Source organism: Cellulosilyticum sp. I15G10I2 (assembly GCF_900095725.1).
GTDB lineage: Bacteria > Bacillota > Clostridia > Lachnospirales > Cellulosilyticaceae > FMMP01.
Genome location: NZ_FMMP01000011.1, coordinates 1 through 20,922 on the forward strand (window position 1 = coordinate 1; position 20,922 = coordinate 20,922).

Annotated in this window: 17 protein-coding genes; 15 read left to right on the top strand and 2 right to left on the bottom strand. The window is 36.9% G+C overall.

All coding sequences use genetic code 11. The features are described from left to right. Positions 1-223 precede the first annotated feature (223 nt). Positions 224-1,570 carry an MATE family efflux transporter gene (locus BN3326_RS12070; RefSeq protein WP_069999506.1) on the bottom strand — a complete coding sequence of 449 codons (1,347 nt, stop codon included), beginning with the start codon at positions 1,568-1,570 and terminating at the stop codon, positions 224-226. Between the two features lie 331 nt (positions 1,571-1,901). Between BN3326_RS12070 and BN3326_RS12075 the strand changes: the two genes are divergently transcribed. From BN3326_RS12075 to BN3326_RS12105, 7 genes are all read left to right on the top strand, one after another. Next, complete coding sequence (locus tag BN3326_RS12075) at positions 1,902-3,254, top strand: GH1 family beta-glucosidase (protein ID WP_069999507.1); 1,353 nt, start codon at positions 1,902-1,904, stop codon at positions 3,252-3,254. Between the two features lie 28 nt (positions 3,255-3,282). Beyond that, positions 3,283-4,332: an NADH:flavin oxidoreductase gene (locus BN3326_RS12080; RefSeq protein WP_069999508.1), complete on the top strand. Its 1,050-nt coding sequence runs from the start codon at positions 3,283-3,285 to the stop codon at positions 4,330-4,332. A 318-nt stretch (positions 4,333-4,650) separates the two neighbouring features. Continuing rightward, positions 4,651-6,012, top strand: a complete 1,362-nt coding sequence (locus BN3326_RS12085; protein ID WP_069999509.1) for a sn-glycerol-1-phosphate dehydrogenase — start codon at positions 4,651-4,653, stop codon at positions 6,010-6,012. A gap of 54 nt (positions 6,013-6,066) precedes the next feature. Next, positions 6,067-6,837 (top strand): DeoR/GlpR family DNA-binding transcription regulator, encoded by a 771-nt coding sequence (locus BN3326_RS12090; RefSeq protein ID WP_069999510.1) that lies wholly within the window; start codon positions 6,067-6,069, stop codon positions 6,835-6,837. A gap of 17 nt (positions 6,838-6,854) precedes the next feature. Then, the gene (locus BN3326_RS12095) at positions 6,855-7,652 is read left to right on the top strand and encodes an HAD-IIA family hydrolase (RefSeq protein WP_069999511.1); all 798 of its coding nucleotides are present in this window, start codon (positions 6,855-6,857) and stop codon (positions 7,650-7,652) included. Positions 7,653-7,746: 94 nt separating this feature from the next. Continuing rightward, positions 7,747-8,859: an Ldh family oxidoreductase gene (locus tag BN3326_RS12100; RefSeq protein ID WP_069999512.1), complete on the top strand. Its 1,113-nt coding sequence runs from the start codon at positions 7,747-7,749 to the stop codon at positions 8,857-8,859. Between the two features lie 183 nt (positions 8,860-9,042). Continuing rightward, positions 9,043-10,614, top strand: a complete 1,572-nt coding sequence (locus BN3326_RS12105) for a response regulator transcription factor (protein WP_069999513.1) — start codon at positions 9,043-9,045, stop codon at positions 10,612-10,614. A gap of 23 nt (positions 10,615-10,637) precedes the next feature. Here the strand turns inward: BN3326_RS12105 and BN3326_RS12110 are convergent, their stop codons facing one another. Continuing rightward, the gene (locus BN3326_RS12110) at positions 10,638-12,413 is read right to left on the bottom strand and encodes a sensor histidine kinase (protein WP_069999514.1); all 1,776 of its coding nucleotides are present in this window, start codon (positions 12,411-12,413) and stop codon (positions 10,638-10,640) included. A 362-nt stretch (positions 12,414-12,775) separates the two neighbouring features. Between BN3326_RS12110 and BN3326_RS12115 the strand changes: the two genes are divergently transcribed. From BN3326_RS12115 to dhaL, 8 genes are all read left to right on the top strand, one after another. Further along, on the top strand, positions 12,776-14,212 hold the full coding sequence (locus BN3326_RS12115; RefSeq protein WP_069999515.1) for an ABC transporter substrate-binding protein: 1,437 nt from the start codon (positions 12,776-12,778) through the stop codon (positions 14,210-14,212). A gap of 463 nt (positions 14,213-14,675) precedes the next feature. Then, complete coding sequence (locus BN3326_RS12120) at positions 14,676-15,614, top strand: carbohydrate ABC transporter permease (RefSeq protein ID WP_069999759.1); 939 nt, start codon at positions 14,676-14,678, stop codon at positions 15,612-15,614. Positions 15,615-15,624: 10 nt separating this feature from the next. Next, positions 15,625-16,455 carry a carbohydrate ABC transporter permease gene (locus BN3326_RS12125; RefSeq protein ID WP_069999516.1) on the top strand — a complete coding sequence of 277 codons (831 nt, stop codon included), beginning with the start codon at positions 15,625-15,627 and terminating at the stop codon, positions 16,453-16,455. A gap of 13 nt (positions 16,456-16,468) precedes the next feature. After that, positions 16,469-17,605, top strand: a complete 1,137-nt coding sequence (locus BN3326_RS12130; protein WP_069999517.1) for an ABC transporter ATP-binding protein — start codon at positions 16,469-16,471, stop codon at positions 17,603-17,605. Next, positions 17,605-18,726, top strand: a complete 1,122-nt coding sequence (locus BN3326_RS12135; protein ID WP_069999518.1) for an ABC transporter ATP-binding protein — start codon at positions 17,605-17,607, stop codon at positions 18,724-18,726. The genes BN3326_RS12130 and BN3326_RS12135 overlap by 1 nt, the downstream gene beginning before the upstream one ends. Before the next feature lie 30 nt (positions 18,727-18,756). Further along, a complete protein-coding gene (gene rpiB, locus BN3326_RS12140) occupies positions 18,757-19,215 on the top strand; it encodes a ribose 5-phosphate isomerase B (RefSeq protein WP_069999519.1) in 459 nt (152 codons plus the stop codon). Position 19,216: 1 nt separating this feature from the next. Further along, a complete protein-coding gene (locus BN3326_RS12145; RefSeq protein WP_069999520.1) occupies positions 19,217-20,221 on the top strand; it encodes a dihydroxyacetone kinase subunit DhaK in 1,005 nt (334 codons plus the stop codon). A gap of 13 nt (positions 20,222-20,234) precedes the next feature. Further along, entirely contained in the window at positions 20,235-20,876 is a 642-nt protein-coding gene (gene dhaL, locus BN3326_RS12150; RefSeq protein ID WP_069999521.1) for a dihydroxyacetone kinase subunit DhaL, read from the top strand. Positions 20,877-20,922 lie beyond the last annotated feature (46 nt).

A 20,922-nucleotide genomic window follows, 5' to 3' on the forward strand; every position in this document is an offset into this window, starting at 1 on the left:
GGTATACTTACCAATGGTATGGTTCTCTTAAACGTAAGTACATACATGCAGATGGTTGTTAAAGGTATAGTACTTGCACTTGCAGTAGGCTTTGATAGTATTCAAAAACGTCGTGTAGCGCACTAAATTTTTTATATTTACCCCCATGGCAGTATCACAAGCTTTTCTTGTGGTACTGCCAAAAATAAAAAGTTGAAAGTGTTTTTCTTTTAACCATATCTAATTATATTATACTTATCTTTTCTTGTGATAGAGTAGAAGCTTTGGGCAATGCGAATTTGCCATAAAGTATTAAACCCAATACTGTAACCAGTCCCTCTGTAACTGGAAATGCCAGCCATACGCCGATTATCCCAGCTAATGTAGACAAGAGAAATGCCATAGGAACAATAATAATTAAACCTCTCAGCAGGGAAATTAAATGTGAGGGCAGGGCTTTATCTATGGAGGTGAAAAACATGGAAATTACAATATTAAATCCTACGAATGAAACGGATGTAAAATATATTTTTAATCCAGATGTAGAGATTTCTTGTAATTTCATGTTGTTTTGACTGTTAAATAGGCCTGCTATCGGATTGGCAAGCAAAAAGACCGTAAGGTAAATTACCCAAGAAACTGCGAGCATTGTTGTAATTGCATAACGCAATACCTGTTTTATGTTTGCTGTAGCATTATGCCCATAGGCTCTGCTGATTAGGGGCTGCATTCCCTGTGCGATGCCGGTATAAATTGCTATGACCACAAGTGACAGGTTTGCAATGACACCATAAGCAGCAACACCGACATTTCCCTGAAGTTTCAGGATAATTGTATTAAAAACAATCATTACAATTCCTGAAGATGTTTCTGTAATAAGGGACGGGAAACCTAATGAAAGAATGGTGAGTAGCGTTGCAAAATGCAGTTTCGATTTTTTTAAATGAAAATTATTCTTCTTTTTTAACCAATGCCTTGAAAGGATCAACATACTGATTAAAGGTGCAAATCCTGTTGCTAATACAGCACCCAATATTCCCATTTGTAACGGAAATATAAAGATGTAGTCAAGAACTATATTGGAAAAGCTTCCGCCCAGCATTGCGAACATAGATAATTTGGGGTTGCCGTCATTTCTTACAAAGCAAATCAGAATATCATTCATCATGAAAGCCGGAGCAAACAGAAGGATAACTTTCAGATAGGTGTTTGTCATGGTAAAAACTTCGGTATCAGCTCCCAAAAGAGTGGTAACTTCTTCTGAAACCAAAATACCAATCAGCATAAACACAGTTGTCAATAGGGCTGCAAAATATATTGTATTTGAAAACAACCTACTGAAATCTTTGGATGATTTTTGTCCTTTTAAAATGGAATATTTTGTTGCACCGCCTATTCCGAGCATTAAGCCGCTCCCATGAATAATGCTATATACAGGAATTGCTAAATTCAGTGCAGTTAAACCATTTGCGCCTAATCCTTTTGAAATAAAAAAAGTATCCGTAAGTATATAGCAGGATAAACCAATCATACCTAAAATATTTAGTATGCAATATCCCGCAAATTCTCTTAAACAAGTCTGATTTTTCATATTCATCCCCTTAGTAACAAAAAAATAAAGCGCCAGAATTTCCTATCTTCAAAGGCCTAACGATAGGAAAACTGACGCTTAACTTCTTTACCCGGCGGCAAAGAAGTATCTGATTATTTTATTTTTAAGTATTATATCATAACAATTGTTAAAATGGCAATCCCATTTTTATAGGGGGTATTAGCGGATATAACAATACGGTGAATAATAGTAACGAATATCTTGTCATAAATCTTAGCAAAAATGCTTATTTACAATTCTATAAAACCAATATAAGCTAATAGAAAAGACAAAATTCATAATAACATTCTAAATATTGGAGGGAATTGGGATGAGTTTTCCGCAGGATTTTATATGGGGGGCAGCAACTGCTTCTTATCAGATTGAAGGAGCGGCTTATGAGGATGGTAAAGGACTGTCTGTGTGGGACGTTTTTTGTAAAGAACCTGGAAGGGTTTTTCAGGGGCATTCGGGAGATGTGGCATGTGATCATTATCACAGAATGAAGGAAGATGTAAAATTGATGGCAGATATGGGTCTTAAGGCCTATAGGTTTTCAATTTCATGGCCTAGAGTAATACCAAATGGCGTAGGTGAAGTCAATGAAAAGGGTCTGCAGTTTTATTCTGACTTAGTAGATGAACTTATAAAGTATAATATTACGCCTTATGCAACTTTATTTCACTGGGACTATCCTTATGAACTTCAAAAAAGAGGCGGGTGGCTTAATCCGGACAGCCCAAAATGGTTTGAAGCCTATACAAAGGTAGTAGCAGATAAACTTGGCGACAGACTCAAAAATTACTTTACATTCAATGAACCTCAATGCTTTATTGGTATTTCAATGGTACAAACTATACATGCTCCAGGTATTAAGTATCCAACAAAGGATGCTTTGCAGATGGCGCATAATGTTTTACTGGCTCATGGAAGAGCCGTTAAGGTATTAAGAGAAACAATCAAAGATTGTAAGATTGGGTATGCACCAACAGGAAGCAGTTTTTATCCTGCTACCGAAAAACCAGAAGATATAGAAGCTGCACGTCAGGCTAACTTTAATGTAGAGATTGATAACTGGGCATTTGGTATAGGGTGGTGGAGTGATCCTGTGATGCTTGGGACTTATCCTAAAGAAGCGGTAGAAAAGTTCGGAGAGTTGATGCCAGAAATTGGCCCTCAGGATATGACGCTCATCAGCCAGCCACTTGATTTTTATGGCCAGAATATTTACCATTCGATACCGGCGGCTTCTGATGGCGCAGGTGGTTTTAAGAAACTAGACCCGCCTGCAGGACATCCGAGAACAGCTATAGGTTGGCCCATAACACCAGAGAGCTTTTATTGGCTGCTAAAGTTTTTATATGAACGTTACAAAACCCCTATTGTTATTACAGAAAACGGCATGTCAGCTCATGATACTATTTCGCTAGATGGTAAAGTACATGATCCAAATAGAATAGATTATTTAAACCGCTATTTATTGGAACTTAAAAAGGCTATTGACGATGGAATAGACGTAAAAGGCTACTTCCAGTGGAGCTTGATGGACAATTTTGAATGGGCAAATGGTTATAATGACCGCTTTGGCCTTGTCTATGTTAACTTTCAAACTCAGGAAAGAATTTTAAAAGACAGCGCCTTATGGTATAAAGAAGTTATAAGAACCAACGGGCAAAGCTTATGAGTAAATAGAGGGGACGGGCGAGCACATAATGAGTAAACTTTTTGCACCACAAAAAATCAAACACTTAGAAATAAAAAACAGAATTGTATTGCCACCAATGGTTTGTTTTACCTTTGCAGGAGAAAATAACTTTGTATCAGAAAAAAATATTAAGCATTATGAGTCACTTGCAAAGGGTGGTTCGGGCTTAATCATTGTAGAAGCGACGTGTGTAAACCAAAATGGCAGGCTCTCGGAGGGGCAGCTTGGTATTTGGGATGATAAGTATATAGAAGGCCTAAGTAAGCTCGCAGAGGTTTGTCATGAGAATGGGACTAAGGTTGTTTTACAGATTCATCATGCGGGGATTAAAACGCCCAAATCTGTAAATGGAGATACAATAAGTTCTTCGGATTTTAATGAGGGGACATTATCAGCAAGAGCCATGACTATGGATGAGCTCCGGGCGATACAAGAGGATTTTGTTAATGCGGCACTTAGAGCAGAGCGAGCTGGATTTGATGGGGTTGAGCTTCATGGTGCCCATGGTTATCTTATGACGCAGTTCTTTTCTGCTAAAATTAATAAGCGAATTGATGCATACGGAGGAAGTCTGGAGAATAGATTGAGGTTTACCATGGAAATTACTGAGTGTATCAGAAAAAAGGTTAATGAAAACTTTATTATTGGTATACGCATGGGCTGCAATGAGAGTGATCTAAAAACAAGTATTGATATAGCCAAAAGATTTGAAGCTATAGGGATAGACTATCTTCATGTTTCTACGGGCTTTGATAACACGCCAATTACTGAAGAAGTTCCAGAAGATTTCCCAGGGAATTGGATTGTCTATGGGGCAGCTAAAATAAAAGAAGAAGTAAATATTCCAGTTATTGCGGTTAATGCCATTAAGACGCAGGAACAAGCACAAGCGCTTATTGCACATAATCTAGTGGACTTTGTTGCAATAGGCAGGGCACAGCTTGCTGATTATAATTTTGTAAATCATATAAAAGAAGGCAGTGCTGTTGTAGAATGTTTAGGATGTAAGCCGTGTAGGTGGTTTAAGAATGGTGCTTATTGTCCAAGACACGTATAGCACGTAATAGATAAGGATGCTATTTTAGTTAACAAGCTGACTAAAGTAGCATCTTTTTTTATGAAATAGGAAAGTGCGTCTTGCTTGCAAGGGACCAAACTTTCCTGTTTCACAAGCGTGTGCGTTTTTTGCACACTTTCTTGTGAAATAGGAAAGCGAGGCTTACTCGTGCGTAATAAAATATGTGTGCGTGGTTGTGATTGTTTATGGGTGATGAAGGGTGTTTTGGTGATTGTTTATTAATATACCCGCATCAACTATGCAAAGAGCATAAATTTATTTATGATAAAATAAACAGTAAAAATAAGGGGGATATATATGTTAGATCTAGAGCATATGAAAATAACAGATTTTATCAAGCAGCTTTTTACGTGTGAATGCGGCCAGCAGCATAGCGTAGATATGGATAGCATAAAAATAAGTTCAGGGGCTATCAATGAGCTTCCGGATGTTATTGAAAGCTTAGGGTATAAGAAAGTATTTATTGTTGCAGATGGGAATACCTTTAAAGCAGCAGGTGGTAAAGTTATTGATTGTCTTACACAAAAGGGGATTCCATATGTAAGCTATATACTAAGCGGAGAGACAATCGTTCCGGATGAAAAAGCCTTGGGGGGGCTCATGATGGCTTTTGATAGAAGCTGTGATTTAATCATTGCAGTAGGCAGCGGTACAATTAATGATATCTGTCGGTTCTTTAGCTCTGCTATAGGACTTAAATATTTTATGGTAGCAACAGCACCGTCTATGGATGGTTTTGTATCAGGCGTTGCAGCCATGATTACTAATAACTTAAAAACAACTTATAATGCTCAGGTGGCACAGGCATTTATCGGAGACCTAGATATACTGGCGGATGCGCCGATGGATACGATTGTTGCAGGTGTTGGAGATATTTTAGGAAAATACACATGTCTTTGTGATTGGAAGCTGTCATCACTTATTAATAATGAGTATTACTGCAAGACGATTGTGGAGATGGTCATATTAGCAGTAAAACGTGTTGTTGCGAGTAAAGATAAACTTTTAGCAAGAGATAAAAAAGCAATCGAAGGATTAACAGAGGCACTGCTCCTTTCAGGTATTGCGATGAGCTATGCGGGTAACTCAAGGCCTGCCTCGGGCTGTGAACACCATCTTTCTCATTTTTGGGAAATGCGTTTTCTTTTTGAAGGGAAAAAAGCAGTGCTCCATGGTACAAAAGTAGGCATTGGTACGATTGCAGCTTTGAAGGTTTATGAATACATCAAGTCTTTAGAAATGGATTTTGAAAAGATTAATGAAGTATGGAAACCACTTTCAGAAGAGACCTGGAAAGAAGAAATGAAGCAGAAATTTAAGATTGCGGCAGATGAGATTATTTTGCTTGAAGAAAAAACTAAAAAGAATGATAAGGGAAAAAGAGATGCGAGGATTGCGGTAATTGAGAAACGCTGGCCAGAGATTTATGAAGCCATTAATGAACTGCCATCAGCCAAGGAAGTAGAAAAGCTTATAGCCGATCTAAAAGGAGCAACTTATCCAGCTCAGGTAGGGATAGACCCAGATATAGTAGAAGAGAGTATTCTATACGCAAAAGAAATACGTGATCGTTATACGGTACTGCAGCTGCTATGGGACTTAGGGGTTCAAAATGCTGCGGCTAAGCAGGTAACAGAAGATATTTGCAGTACTTGTTAAGCGCTAAAAGTAATCGTATAATGAGGGAAAGTACGATTATAGGATGTGACCAGAATGCTGAATATTGAACGGATGGAATATATTTTAGAAGAACTTAAAAGCAGGAAGACAGTTTATGTGGCACAGCTTTCAAAAAAGTATTATGTGAGCCCTTCTACAATCAGGCGGGATTTAAGTATATTAGAAGAAGAGGGGATTATAAGGCGTACCTACGGAGGGGCTGTACTTATTGAACAGCAAAGTACGGAGATACCGTACCTTTTAAGACAAAATGAGAATCAACAGGGCAAAGATATATTAGGATTACTGGCATCGGAGCTCGTTAAAGATGATATGTATATCTTCTTAGATCACACCAGTACGATTGCAAGTATGACGAAATTTCTTGGTGAAAAAAAGAACCTTAAAATACTTACAACCAGTGCACAGATTGCAATTAATTGTTTAGATACCTTACCCGCACAGGTCTACTGCACAGGGGGGTGGATCAGCCCCATATCAAGAGGGTTTACTGGTGAGTCTGCAAGAAGCAGGATTGCTGGTTTTTACCCAGACTACTTATTCTTTTCGGTGCGCTCTGTTTCTCTCGAACAAGGAGCCACAGATGTAAATGAAGAAGATGTTTATTTAAAACAGGAGATGCTAAAAAGCTGTAAGAAGTCTGTGTTGTTATGTGATATTGGTAAATTGGGTAAGCTATCTTATCGCAAGGTATGTAACCTAAGTGAGCTGGATTATATAGTTATTAATCAAAAACCTAATGATGAGTGGCTGGAAGCACTGTCAAATTTGGATGTGAAATTAATATACCCTCATAAGGAATAGGGGCAAAAGGAGCAGACATGGATAATAAGAAAAAAAAGCTTTTAGAAAAAGTTAGGTTGTTTGTACTGGATATGGATGGTACTTTTTATTTGGGAAATCGTATTTTCCCATGGTCTTTGGAGTTCTTAAATCGAATAGAGCAATCGGGCCGCGAATATATCTTTTTTACAAACAACTCATCGAGGACATCCGACGACTATATTATTAAATTAGAAAAAATGAATTGTTATATTGAGGAAAAGCAGATTTTAACTTCTGGGGACGTTACGATTAAATATCTGCAGATGCACTATCCGGAACAAAAAGTTTATCTTGTTGGTACCCCTACCGTAACAGAGAGTTTTAGGAATGCAGGCATTCATTTAACAGAAGAGATGCCGGACATTGTGGTGGTATCATTTGATATCACGCTTACTTATGAAAAACTGGTAAAAGCATGTCACTATATAAGAAATGGAGCTCTGTTTATGGCAACGCATCTCGATAATAATGCGCCTACTGAAGAGGGCTTCATACCAGACTGTGGATCTTTTTGTGCAGCTATTACACAATCTACAGGAATTAAGCCTAAATATCTTGGAAAGCCTTTCAAAGAAACAGTTGAAATGATAACAGCAGTTACAGGTTATAGGCCGGAGGAAATGGCGTTTGTAGGAGACCGGTTATATACTGATGTTGCTACAGGGGTAAACAATGGGGCAACAGGTATTTTAGTACTAAGCGGTGAGGCTGCTTTAGAAGACATAGAACATTCTGATGTAAAACCCGATGCAGTGTATACCAATATTGGGGAGATCGGAAAAGATCTGGTCTAGGCAGAATAAGATCATTTACACAGTATTATTAGGGTGTTATCGGTGTATTATAAGATAAAAGTAGTAGCATAAAGCATTTAGAGGAGGTTAATAAATGTCAGAAAAAACAAATGTTGTTGGATGGGAAATGATTACGCAGTTTGTAATTGATGCTTTTAAGGGCTATGGTATTCCAGAAGAAGATGCAAAAATATGTGCAGATGTTTTACTTGAATCAGACAAAAGAGGCATTGAGTCACACGGTGTTAATAGATTTAAACCCATCTACTTGGATCGTATTAAGGCAGGAATTCAAAATCCTGTTACACGATTTGAAGTGGTTAAAGAGACGGCCACAACAGCAGTTGTAGACGGGCATGACGGCATGGGTCAGGTAGTAGGCTATAAAGCTATGAATATGGCAATAGAAAAAGCAAAAAAATTTGGCATGGGTATGGTCGTTGCACGAAACTCTACACATTACGGCATAGCAGGCTATTATGCAACGATGGCAGCACAAGCTGGCTGCATTGGTATTACAGGGACCAATGCCAGACCGTCTATTGCACCGACCTTCGGAGTTGAAAATATGCTAGGCACCAATCCGCTTACCTTTGGTATGCCTACTGATGAGGCGTTTCCTTTTGTGCTTGATTGTGCCACTTCTATTACACAAAGAGGACGTATTGAGTATTATGCCCGAGTGAATAAAGAGACGCCAGCAGGGATGGTGATTGGCCGGGATGGCACAGCACTTACAGATTCTGATCAGATATTAATAGACTTAAATACTGGAAAAGCTGCTTTAGCGCCTCTTGGAGGAATTGGTGAAGAGCTTGCCGGCTATAAGGGGTATGGGTATGCAACCGTTGTGGAGATTCTCTCAGCAGCACTGCAGCAGGGGAATTTTCTCCGTGCTTTATCAGGGATTGGGGAACAAGGCGAAAAAGTACCTTTCCATTTGGGTCACTTTTTTATGGCCATTGATACCGAAGCTTTTATGGGGCTTGAGGCATTTAAAAAAACTTGTGGGGACATCTTGCGTGAGCTAAGAGGATCAACGAAAGCGCCAGGAGAAGAACATATTTATACAGCAGGCGAAAAAGAGTATCTTATATGGCAGGAGAGAAAAGACAGTGGGGTGCCTATTAATGCTGCAGTTCAAAAAGAATTTATGAGTATCCGAGATGAACTGGGCTTAGCACATTATAGATTCCCATTTGAATAAAAAACGATAATGTTATGTCAGCCCCTCTCTATTTCATATAAAGAACCTTATTTTACCTTGAGTATTGACACCTTGGCTACAATATAGTACTAGAAAAACACAAATAAATATGGTATTATTTAGAAATAAATACAACATGTGGTAAAAACTAGGGTTTTTATATATGTGGAGGGTGCGGAAGCTATGATAAAAGTTCTGATAGCTGAAGATGAATTATTAGTTAGAGTAGGTCTTAAAACTACTGTTAATTGGGAAGCAAATGGATTTATGTTAGTGGGAGAAGCTCAAAATGGTAAAGAAGCTATTGAACTATTTGATAAGTATGATCCGGATATCTTAATTACAGATATAAAAATGCCTATTATAGATGGATTGGAACTTATACGCATTTTGCAAAAAAAGAAAAGAACATTAAAATCTATTATCTTAACACACTATGATGATTTTGCATATGCCCATCAAGCCATCAGCCTTGGTGCTTCTGAATATTTGTTAAAACACAATATTTGTTCGGAAGAACTTCTTAAAGTACTAAATAAAGCAGCTCTTGAGATTAATGCACTTCATCATGATGAAAATACCAAGAGGGAATATCCAAATAATGATTATGAGGAAAACACACTTAACTATCTTTTAGAGAAAGCGTATTTATCTAATATAAGTAAGAAAAACTATAAAGAACTAATAGATCTTAACAATATAATGATTAAGCATCCTTATTTTTTTATTGCCTTTGGTCAAGTAGAATATGACGATGAGTCTGAAATCAACATAAAGGATAACCTGCTTATCAAAAACTTATCAAAATCACTTTTTCCAAAAGAAAAAATTATTTATTCGGATATTATTACAGAACAGCATTTAATTTTGCTATTTAACGTTGACTTTTTAACACAGGATATAATAGCAGAGCAGGAAGACTGTATTAGGGCGCTACGAAGAAATCTAAAACAGTTTTTTGGCCTTAATATTGCTTTTGGAATAAGCAGCATCAGTACTGAATTGTTAGATATTCCTAGATTGTTAAATGAAGGAAAAAGTGCATCGGAGAGATATTTTTTTAATAGTAGTCAAAAAGTGCTTTTTTATGAGTATTTAGAAAAAGTAAGAACCATTGTTTTTAGGATAGCGCATAAAAGAATTGTAGAATATGTAAATACTTATGATTATATTAAACTTCATGAATATGTCGATGAAGTTTTTATAAATATATATGAATCATATGATATTAACTGTGTGAAAAAAGTCTTTGTTGATCTCATTAATATTGCGAGGGTTTTAAATTATGAAAGAAATAAAGACCCTGAATTATATCTGAATGATACAAAATTTGATTACAATAACTTTAATAAACTTGAAAATTTTGAGTCGGTTAAAAAGTATGTGCATGATGTATATGAACTCTTGATTGGGGCAAATGAAAATAGAAAAAAAACCTATTCTTACGTTATTGCTAAAAGTATTAAATACATACGGAATAATTATATGCGGAATATTTCATTAGAGGAAGTTGCAGACTATGTAGAAATTAGTAAAAGCTATTTCAGCCTATTGTTTAAGCAGGAGACAGGTATTAATTTTTCTACCTTTTTATCAAATTACAGAGTAGAACAATCTAAAAAATATATTTTAGAAAGCAGCTGCAAAATATATGAGATTGCAGAAAAAGTTGGGTTTGATAACCCCTATTATTTTAGCAGGGTATTTAGAGATAGAGTAGGTATGTCCTGTAAGGAATTTAAAAACCAACATTAGTGTACGCATAGAGGAAGAAGAGGCTAAAAAGAAACAGCCTCTTCTTCTTTTTTTGAGGTTTTTAAGTGTATGGCATCATCTTCTTTGAGGTTGGCAGGTAATTTGATGGTAACAATTGTTCCGGCATTTTTGATACTAGATAAGCCTAATCCGAAGGCGCTTCCACAGTAAAACTTAATGCGTTCATCAATATTTTTGATACCAATCTCGTTGTATTTTTTGTCGGAGGACTTTCCTTTGCGGGCATTTTCAAGCTGTTCTTCTGTCATGCCTACACCATTATCTTTTACTGTGAGAAAAAGGTACTCTTTATCTAAGTGCGCACTAATAGTAATAAGCCCCTGAGTATCGAGGTCTTCAAGTCCATGGAAAATAGAATTTTCTACAATAGGCTGTAATATAAATTTGATGGTATAACAGTTTAAAAGTTCGTTTGGAATATCGTAAATCACATCAAACATATCACCATATCTGTATTTTTGTATATATAAATAAGCTTTTACATTATCAAGTTCTTCATCTAATCGTACGACTTCACCTTTTCTTGAAAAATTATATTTTAACAAATTAATGATACAAGTAACCATTGTACTAATCGTCTTGATATTGTGAAAGGTTGCCAGCCATCTGATAGAATCCAGTGTATTGTATAAAAAGTGAGGATTGATTTGAGCTTGAAGTATTTGAAACTCCATATTAGATTTTTGCTGTTCTACTTCGATGGCTTTATTAATAAAGTAGTTGAGTTTTTTCAACATATTATTAAAGGCTAAAGCAAGAGCACCTAGTTCGTCATTGCTGCGTACTTTTACAGGGACAGAAAGGTTACCCGCTTCGACTAAGTGCATGGTATTTGCAAGTTCAATAATGGGTTTAGTAATTGCATAGGACAGGGCATAGGCTGAAAATAAGCTGAGAAATAGGAATATAGCAGCTGTCTTAAACATGAGGTGCAGTATATTTTTGCTATCTTCAAGTATTTTGTCCATGGGGTGAATCCCTATGAGCGTCCAATTAGTATGTTTGATAGTATTTGAAACAATGATACTGCGTTTTTTAAAAAAGTGACCGGTTATTTTTAAATCTTTATGCTGAAGCAGATCAGGATATTCGATAAGTACATCATCAAGAATTACATTATAAGGGTAGGTAAAAAGTGTTTCACCAGCTTCATTAACAATCAGTAATTTCTGAGGATTGGCTACAGAAACGGTAGTTATAAGGTCTCGCAAAGAGTCGTAATTAATATCAATAATAAGTGTTCCGTAATTTCTTTCTACTCTATAATCATAAATTTTTCGAACATAGGTCAGTACTTTCATTGTTGAAGAAATATGATAATCACGAGAATAGGATTTTGTGAATAAATCGTAGACATCCTTTTCTTGCAGTAGATGATTATACTTTTGTTTTAATAAATCTTCGTTAATGGCCCAGTCGCTTGTATAAACTTTACCGTTATTTCCTAAGATATACACGCCTTTAATATACTCCTGAACTGTCACTGTATTTTTTAATATGGTATTGATATATTCTTTATCGTCATTATATTGGGATAATTTGTTTCGGATTTCTTCATCATTTGAAAGAAGTGTGGCTGTATTATCAATAGAAGTTAGTAAAAACTCAAGATTGTACTTGGTTCTGTTGGATATTTCCAAAGTATAGTCTACCTTGTTTTCTTGTAGTTTTAGGTAAAATAAAGAATAGACTAGGTAAGTAATCATACTGGTAAATAATATGGCAAATATACAATACTGAATAAATAATTTACTGCGCAGTGATAAATTTTTGTACATGCTGTATTTCACCCTCGATCTATTAATGAGTTTTATTAAGTTTACCATATAAAAAATTGGATGTCTTTAGAGTATTTGTATAATTTTTACATTTAATGCGATGAACTATACTCTTTTTAGAATAATAGCAAAAATTATTTAAAAATCATTAAAATGTTGTTATGCATAAAAATATTTTAATAATTTTTAAAAAAAATAGTTGTTAATATAGATAATATTTATAAAATTAGGAACATTATTCATTTTAAATTCACATATAAGATGCTAAAATTAAGGAGTAATTTGTATAAAATATACAAATTACATAGCGAAGAGAGAAGAGCGTTTTGTCTTGCAAATCTATATTTTAGGAGGGGAAGGTAATGAGAAACACAAAAAAGTTTAAAATTCTAATTTCTGTGCTGGGTATTATAGCAATGACGGTAGGCATAGTAGGCTGTGGTAAGTCGGAGCCTGCATCAAGTCAGGGGGGAGCTGCTGGAGGAGGGCCAAAGGTTGAATCACCAGCCAAAGGATTTAGCTGGGATATGGCTAAAGGTGCGACTGTTGAAGTTATGTTTAATCAACATACTTATGCAGATGCAATCATACAGAAAATTCCTGAGTTTGAACAGTTAACAGGCATTAAAGTTACATATGCACTAACACCGGAAGAAAACTATTTTGATAAAGTAACGACAGCACTTAACTCACGTTCGGGTAAACCGGATCTATTTATGTCAGGCGCTTATCAGATATGGGAATATGCACCTGCGGGATATGTTGCAGACTTAACGCCATTTCTGGAAGACCCTAACTTAACAGAAGCAAGCTATGATTTTGGTGATTTCTTCCCTAAAATTGTTGATGGCCTAAAATGGGATTTGGTTCCAGGGCACAAGGTAGGGGAAGGGCCACAGTGGGCGCTGCCTATTGGCTTTGAAACTAATAACCTTGCTTATAACAAGAGAATATTTGATGAAAGAGGACTTAAACCTCCTAAGACGATGGAAGAATTATTAGTTTTATGTGAAAAATTAAAAGAATTTGATGGTCCAGGTACGTATCCGCTTGCTATTCGTGGCGCAAGAAACTGGGGAACCATTCATGCTGGGTATATGACGACTTTCTCTAACTACGGAGCGGTTGATTTTGCTATTGAAGATGGCAAGTTAGTTTCAAAAGTAAATTCTCCTGAAGCTATCAAAATGACTCAGATGTGGGTAGATCTTATTAAAGCGGGCGGAGCACCATCATGGTCAAGCTATACTTGGTATCAAGCTGGGGCAGATCTTGGCGCTGGTAAGGCTGCAATGTTATTTGATGCCAGCTGCAATGGTTATTTCCAAAATCCAGAAGGGGCTTCTCAAGAAGCGGGTAATCTTGCATGGGTAAGTCCTCCTCTTCCACAAGGCAAAACAGAAATCAACTCTAACCTTTGGACGTGGGCGATGGCTATGAATGAATATTCAAAAGAGAAAGTAGCTGCGTGGTTATTCTTGCAGTATTTCACAGGTAAAGAATATTCACTATGGGCTTCCATTAATGCGAGTGTCGCTGACCCTGCAAGACAATCTGTATTTAATAATCCTGATTTTAAAACTGTATTTGCTAAATCAGAAGGCTATGCACAAGCACTTGAAGAAACAGTTGGCGGCACAACTATCCAATTTACACCACAACCTCATTTCTTTGAAACAACGACAGAGTGGGCATCAGTGTTGCAAGAAATCGTTGCTGAAAAATACAGTGTTGAGCAAGGTATGAATGTGCTTAAGGAGAAGATGGATAAAATTGTAGATGATGTTGAAATAGAGTAGGAATATTAAAAGCTTGAAATGAAATAACGTTATTTAGATGAGTCACCCAGATTTTCCGAATACTACAATTTTGGTTCTTGAGGCGGTTCGCATGAGGATTTTAGGGTACTCCAGCTGCTCACTTACGCATTTCTAAAAATCTAGGCGCTTTTTTCAAATTAAAATGAGCGAAGAACTCATTTTAGTTTATGAACAGCCGCAAACTCGCTACCGACTTTAGTCGGTTGATCAATACAGTGCGAGCTAAGTACCATTTAAAAAAACCACTAAGATTTTCGGAGCGGAATGACTCCAGAGGCAGCTTCCGTACCCTAAAATCCCCATGCTAGCCTTCGAAAAAGTCAGGTGGTAATAGTTTGTGGAAAGCTTGCACCCTCATCTAAATACGTTAAAACATCAAGGATATACATAAATAAGCAATATAAAAATAGGAAACTTTGAATAGGAGGAGCTATCCTTGAACATGACGAATAACCCCCTGAATATAACAAGTAATCACAATGCACAGGTTAAATATAATAAAGTACCCTTTCTCGTTAAAGCCAGGCCTTATTTGATCATAGCCCCAGCGCTTTTATTAACTATTGGCATATTATATCCATTTGCAACAGCAATATTTTACTCATTAACGAATTTTTCTTTTAGTAAACAGACTTATAAATTTATAGGCCTTACGAACTGGATTAATATGTTGAAAGATTATGATTTTTGGCATTCGGTATGGGTAACAGCACAGTATGCAGTGGCCACAACAGGTACTGAGATGATCTTAGGGCTTGGGATAGCGCTTCTGTTAATGAAAGAAAACCGGTATACAAAAATACTGAGAATTGTCCTTATCTTTCCGCTTATGATCGCACCGGTTATTGCAACCTTAATTTGGCAGTTAATGCTTAATAATTCGGTAGGGATTTTGGAGAAATTTTTTAATCTGTTTGGGGTCTATGGACTTCCATGGGCATCTTCTCCAAAGACGGCGCTTTTAACAGCGGCGATGATAGATTGCTGGGTATACATTCCTTTTGTAATGTTACTCATGCTTGCGGGTCTGCAGTCGCTGCCTAAATCACCTTTTGAATCAGCTGAGATTGACGGCGGTTCTGCTTGGTTCACGTTTAAGACGTTAACACTGCCGATGTTAAAGCCATTTATCTATATTGCACTTATTTTTAGGCTTATGGCGTCTATGCAGGAATATGCTATTATTTTTGCACTTACAAAAGGCGGTCCAGGTAATACGCTAATGAATTTATCACTTACTGCATACAATACAGGTTTTGCATTCTTAAAGCTAGGCAGAGCACTGCCGTACATGTTATTCCTGTGGCTGGTTATTTACATTATTAGCAGCAAACTTGTTAAAGCTTGGCTGAATGTTCAAAAACAAGCAGCTGGAAATTAAGGAGGAAGACATGAATAGAGAGACTAAGCGTATTATAAAAAGTATATTATCCACTACAGTGTTGACACTTTATGCAATATTTGCGATTTTTCCATTATTTTGGTTGGTGCTTATCACCTTTAAAAGTGATGCGCAGATGTTTAATACCACATTCTTTTTTACCCCTACACTTGATAATTATAGGATAGTTATATTTCAAGGAGCCGATTATATAAAGGCTTTTATCAACAATATTATCGTAAGCGGCGGAGCAGTTTTATTATCTCTTGTCGTTGGAGTTCCCGGGGCTTATGCATTGGCTAGGTACAATTTTGCTAAAAAAGAAGATCTAGCCTTTACAATACTATCTTTTAGATTTGCACCTGAAATACTTGTTATATTACCTCTTTTTATGATTTATCAGAAGATCGGTTTGTATGATACCTATTTTGGACTGATCTGGGTGTATCAGCTCATTACACTGCCACTACTTATTTGGGTGCTTAGAGGTTATTTTGAAGATATTTCAGTTGAAGTAGAGCAGGCTGCGAACCTAGATGGTTATTCATGGGTTCAGGTGTTTTGGAAAATACTATTGCCGCTTATTAAACCGGGGCTTGTTGCTTCAGCACTTCTTGCATTTATATTTGCATGGAATAGTTTTACATTCCCACTGCTCCTTGGTGGATTTAAAATTGAAACGGTTACAGTTGCAGCACTTAGGTATATAGGTTCTGATACGGTTCATTATGGACAGATGGCAGTAGCAGCTGCGGTGGCAGCATTACCGGAAGTTGTATTAGCGCTTATTATACAAAAGCATCTGGTTCGAGGCTTAAGTTTTGGAGCTGTAAAAGGATAAGGAGATAGAGATTATGGCGAAAATTGAATTAGTTAATATAACAAAAAGATTTAATAAAGTTACGGCACTTAATAATATAGATCTAGTAGTCGAAGATAAAGAGTTTTTTGTACTGTTTGGACCTGCGGGAGCTGGTAAAACAACTATATTAAAAACAATTGCAGGGGTTGAGTTTCCGGACTTTGGTGAAGTAAGGATTGGCGGTGAAAATGTTAATCTTGTTGAACCCTCAAAGAGAAATATCTCAATGGTATTTGAAAACTATGCTTTATACCCTCACCTCACTGTATTTGATAATATTGCCTCACCGATGCGGAGTCCTTTATATAAAAAAGATGAAGAAACGATCAAAAAAGAAGTACATAGAGTCGCATCAATGATGAAAATAGATCACTTATTAGATAGACTGCCAAGTCAGGTGAGTAACGGACAGAGACAACGCACGGCTTTGGGCAGGTGTCTGGTAAGAGAACCTAATGTGTTTTTGATGGATGAACCCATTGCCCATCTTGATGCAAAGCTTAGACATTTTATGAGAGCAGAATTAAAAGAAATGCAGAATGAATTTGATACGACAACTATTTACGTAACCCATGATTATCTTGAAGCTTTAAGTTTAGGAGACAGAATAGGGATCATAAATGAAGGTGTTATCGAGCAAGTAGGAACAGGGGATGAAGTCTATTTAACACCTGCTAATGAGTTTGTAGCGAGGTTAATGGGAGATCCAGAAATTAATATTTTTGATATTGAACTTGTTCACGGAAGTAACGGGTTGTACGCGGCTATGTTGGGCCAAAAAAGAACTTGTGAGATACCAGCTGATGTTGCCGAAGTATTAAGAAATGGAAGCTATGAAAATGTAAGAATTGGACTAAGAGGCAATGATATTGAGTATAGTTTTGAGAAAGCAAATGAGGACTATATAAATGCCAGTATATATAGTGTGGAGCCAATTGGTAATAAAACCATTTTGGTGATAGAAGTAAATGGTGAACAACTAAGAGTAATAGCTCCTAATGATATAAAGGCTGAATTAGATCAAGAAATTTTTGTCCGTGTAAAGATGGATAAAGCCATGTTTTTTAATGCGGATGATTCAAGATATATTATTAGACATAACCAAAAAGAACTGTTAGAGGTGAACTGATGGCTAAACTTGTGCTGAATAATGTATATAAAAGATATGAGAATAAAAAAAGAAAAAAGAATGAACCACTTAGTCCCTATGCAGTCAACAACTTTAGTTTAGCCTGTGAAGATGGAGAATTTGTAGGTATATTAGGACCTTCAGGGTGTGGCAAAACAACTACATTGAGAATGATTGCCGGGTTAGAAGATATTTCTGGCGGAGAGATTATTATTGGAGAGACAGTTGTTAATCATGTACTCCCTAAAGATCGGGGGATAGGGCTCGCTTTTGAAGATTATGCACTTTACCCGCCGCTTTCGGTCTATGAAAATATAGCTTTTAATCTGCGTGCAAAAAAAATTGATAAAGAGATAATAAAACAAGAAATCGACCGTATTGCACCCCTCTTAAAAGTAGATGATCTTCTTCATATGAGGCCATCGAAGCTAAGCGGAGGACAAAAACAAAGAGTTAATATGGCAAGAGCTATTGTCAGGAAACCAAAGCTTCTTTTACTTGATGAACCGATGTCTCATCTTGATGGGAAGATGCGGCAGATACTAAGAACCGAGCTTAAGAGGCTGCATAATAGTATTCAATGTACTACGATTATCGTTACCCATGATCAATTAGAAGCTATGTCTTTAGCAGATAGAATTGCTATTATGAAAGATGGAGAACTTCAGCAGTTTGGAACACCTCTTGAGGTTTATGATAATCCAGCTAATGAGTTTGTAGCGGGATTTATTGGTGAACCACCAATGAATATTATGACGGTTAAAGTGATTAAAGAAGGCAGCGGTGCATTTTTTAAATTTATGGATGCGGATATTAGTATCCCTGTGCCACAAAGATATATGGCTGCTATTTCTGATGGTATGCGAGTAAGACTAGGTGTAAGGCCTACAGATTTATTGATAGGAGATGCTGCGAGCAAAGGTTCAGAGGTTAAAATATCTGTTTTTGAAAACCTAGGTGAAGAGAGAAAAATAAGTTTCAGAGTAGGCGCAGATTTCTTAACCCTTGTAACAACTGATGAGAAGCGCTATAGACAAGGTGATCAGGTTAAACTTGAGGTGAAATCTGAAAAGACACATTTATTTGATGTTAATACGGGAGAGAAAATCGTGCCCAAGTAATATAGAATTTTGCATGAAGGGGGAAGTGCATTGAAAATAGCAATTGGCTGCGATGAAGCAGCAATTTCTTTAAAAGAAATAATAAAAGTATTATTAAATGAAATGAAACATGAAGTTAAGGACTATGGGGTTTATTCGGCAGAACCTTCTTTATATCCTGATACGGCAGTGGCCGTAGCGAGCGCTATAGCGGCCGGGATGCACGAAAGAGGCATACTACTATGCGGAACAGGTATTGGTATGGCCATAAGTGCCAATAAGGTTCCGGGTATAAGAGCTGCGGTATGTCATGATCTTTTTTCAACTCAGAGGTCTAGGCGCAGCAACGACTGTCAAATTATGACTATGGGTGCAAGGGTAATAGGTGTGGAGCTTGCAAAAGAACTTGTTAAGGTGTGGCTAGACTGCGCTTTTGTTGGAGGCAATTCAACAGCTAAGGTTAGCAAAATAATGGAATATGAACAAAAATTTATAAATGGAGGATGTTAAGATGCAAAGAATAATCAATAAACCTGACTATGTTGTTGAAGATCAATTAAAAGGATTTGTAAAAGCACATAATGACATCGTAGAAGCCACGGAGAATTCCAGGGTTCTTAAATATAAAAAAGCACCTGTAAAAGGTAAAGTTGGCATCGTTACAGGCGGAGGGTCGGGTCACGACCCAGCATTTATAGGGTATATAGGAAAGAATATGCTTGATGCTGTGGCGGTAGGAGAGATCTTTTCGTCTCCTTCAGCTAAAGCTTTCTTGGATGCATTTAAAGAAGCGGATGCTGGCGCAGGTGTAGCATGCCTTTATGGCAACTATGCCGGAGATAATATGAATGTTAAGATGGCACGGCAAATGGCCGAGATGGAAGGTATTACTGTTAAAACAGTTGTAGCAAATGATGATGTAGCTTCGGCGCCTAAGGGAGAGGTTGAAAAAAGAAGAGGCGTTGCTGGTGAAATATTAATGTGGAAAATTGGTGGCGCAAAAGCAGCGCAAGGCGGTACATTAGATGAGGTTATAGCTGCTGCACAGAAAGCTATTGATCATACAAAAAGTGTAGGGATTGGGTTAACGCCGTGTACAATTCCTTCGGTTGGTAAACCCAATTTTGAAATTAAAGAAGGCACTATGGAGGTAGGTATCGGACATCATGGGGAACCAGGTATTAGGGTAACTGACCTTGGCACTGCTGATGAAATCGCCAAAATGATGACAGATATTATATTGCCAGATACGCCTTTTGGTTTAGGGGATGATGTTGTTGTGCTGCTCTCGGGTCTTGGTGCTACACCGGTTATGGAGCAATATATTGTTTATAACAAAGTAGAAGAGATCTTAACAGAAAAAGGTATTAATATACATAGAGCTTATGTGGGTAACTACTTTACATCATTGGAGATGATGGGTGTAACATTAACGCTTATGAAGCTTGATGATGAACTTAGAGAACTCGTTGATATAGAAGTTGAAACAATGGGACTTAAACAATTTAAATGTTAAAAGAGGTGTTGAAATGGGTAGTTTTAAAAATAAGGATGGCAAGATCTTAGTTGAGAATTTAATTAAGGTGATCCAAGACAATAAAGATTACCTTAGCAAAATTGATGGTGAAATTGGGGATGGAGATCATGGTATTAATATGAATAAAGGTTTTAGCATCTGTGAAGAAAGAATTGCTGATAAAGCCATGGACTTATCTGAAGCATTAAAAACGCTTGCTATGGTGCTTATGATGGAAATCGGTGGTTCGATGGGACCTCTTTATGGAACCTTGTTTATAGAAATGTCTAAAGCAGCAAAAGGTGAAGAAGATATAGATAAACAAGTATTTTATAAAATGCTAAATAGTGCTGTTAGGGGCATACAACAGCTTGGAAATGCTAAGGTTGGTGATAAAACACTGATGGATACATTAGTACCGGCGTTAGAGGCCTACAAGCAGGAGTTAGATGCAGATTCAGATTTTACGGCTGCATTAGAAAAAATGTGTAAAGCCGCAGAAAAAGGAAAAGACTCCACAATAGATCTAGTAGCAAAGGTTGGCAGAGCCAGCAGATTAGGCGAACGTTCACGAGGGGTATTAGACGCCGGAGCAACATCGTGTTGTTTAATTATTCAAAGTGTAGCTGGTTCAATTATTCAGCTTGTTAAGTAAACAACTGCTGAAACAAAAATGACTTTAAGTATTTAATAAACATTTA

What these genes read in the sequence shown, in the direction of transcription:
- BN3326_RS12070 (WP_069999506.1), bottom strand. Translation starts at nt 1,570, where the DNA reads ATGAAAAATCAGACTTGTTTAAGAGAATTTGCGGGATATTGCATACTA.
- BN3326_RS12075 (WP_069999507.1), top strand. Translation starts at nt 1,902, where the DNA reads ATGAGTTTTCCGCAGGATTTTATATGGGGGGCAGCAACTGCTTCTTAT.
- BN3326_RS12080 (WP_069999508.1), top strand. Translation starts at nt 3,283, where the DNA reads ATGAGTAAACTTTTTGCACCACAAAAAATCAAACACTTAGAAATAAAA.
- BN3326_RS12085 (WP_069999509.1), top strand. Translation starts at nt 4,651, where the DNA reads ATGTTAGATCTAGAGCATATGAAAATAACAGATTTTATCAAGCAGCTT.
- BN3326_RS12090 (WP_069999510.1), top strand. Translation starts at nt 6,067, where the DNA reads ATGCTGAATATTGAACGGATGGAATATATTTTAGAAGAACTTAAAAGC.
- BN3326_RS12095 (WP_069999511.1), top strand. Translation starts at nt 6,855, where the DNA reads ATGGATAATAAGAAAAAAAAGCTTTTAGAAAAAGTTAGGTTGTTTGTA.
- BN3326_RS12100 (WP_069999512.1), top strand. Translation starts at nt 7,747, where the DNA reads ATGTCAGAAAAAACAAATGTTGTTGGATGGGAAATGATTACGCAGTTT.
- BN3326_RS12105 (WP_069999513.1), top strand. Translation starts at nt 9,043, where the DNA reads ATGATAAAAGTTCTGATAGCTGAAGATGAATTATTAGTTAGAGTAGGT.
- BN3326_RS12110 (WP_069999514.1), bottom strand. Translation starts at nt 12,413, where the DNA reads ATGTACAAAAATTTATCACTGCGCAGTAAATTATTTATTCAGTATTGT.
- BN3326_RS12115 (WP_069999515.1), top strand. Translation starts at nt 12,776, where the DNA reads ATGAGAAACACAAAAAAGTTTAAAATTCTAATTTCTGTGCTGGGTATT.
- BN3326_RS12120 (WP_069999759.1), top strand. Translation starts at nt 14,676, where the DNA reads ATGACGAATAACCCCCTGAATATAACAAGTAATCACAATGCACAGGTT.
- BN3326_RS12125 (WP_069999516.1), top strand. Translation starts at nt 15,625, where the DNA reads ATGAATAGAGAGACTAAGCGTATTATAAAAAGTATATTATCCACTACA.
- BN3326_RS12130 (WP_069999517.1), top strand. Translation starts at nt 16,469, where the DNA reads ATGGCGAAAATTGAATTAGTTAATATAACAAAAAGATTTAATAAAGTT.
- BN3326_RS12135 (WP_069999518.1), top strand. Translation starts at nt 17,605, where the DNA reads ATGGCTAAACTTGTGCTGAATAATGTATATAAAAGATATGAGAATAAA.
- BN3326_RS12145 (WP_069999520.1), top strand. Translation starts at nt 19,217, where the DNA reads ATGCAAAGAATAATCAATAAACCTGACTATGTTGTTGAAGATCAATTA.
- dhaL (WP_069999521.1), top strand. Translation starts at nt 20,235, where the DNA reads ATGGGTAGTTTTAAAAATAAGGATGGCAAGATCTTAGTTGAGAATTTA.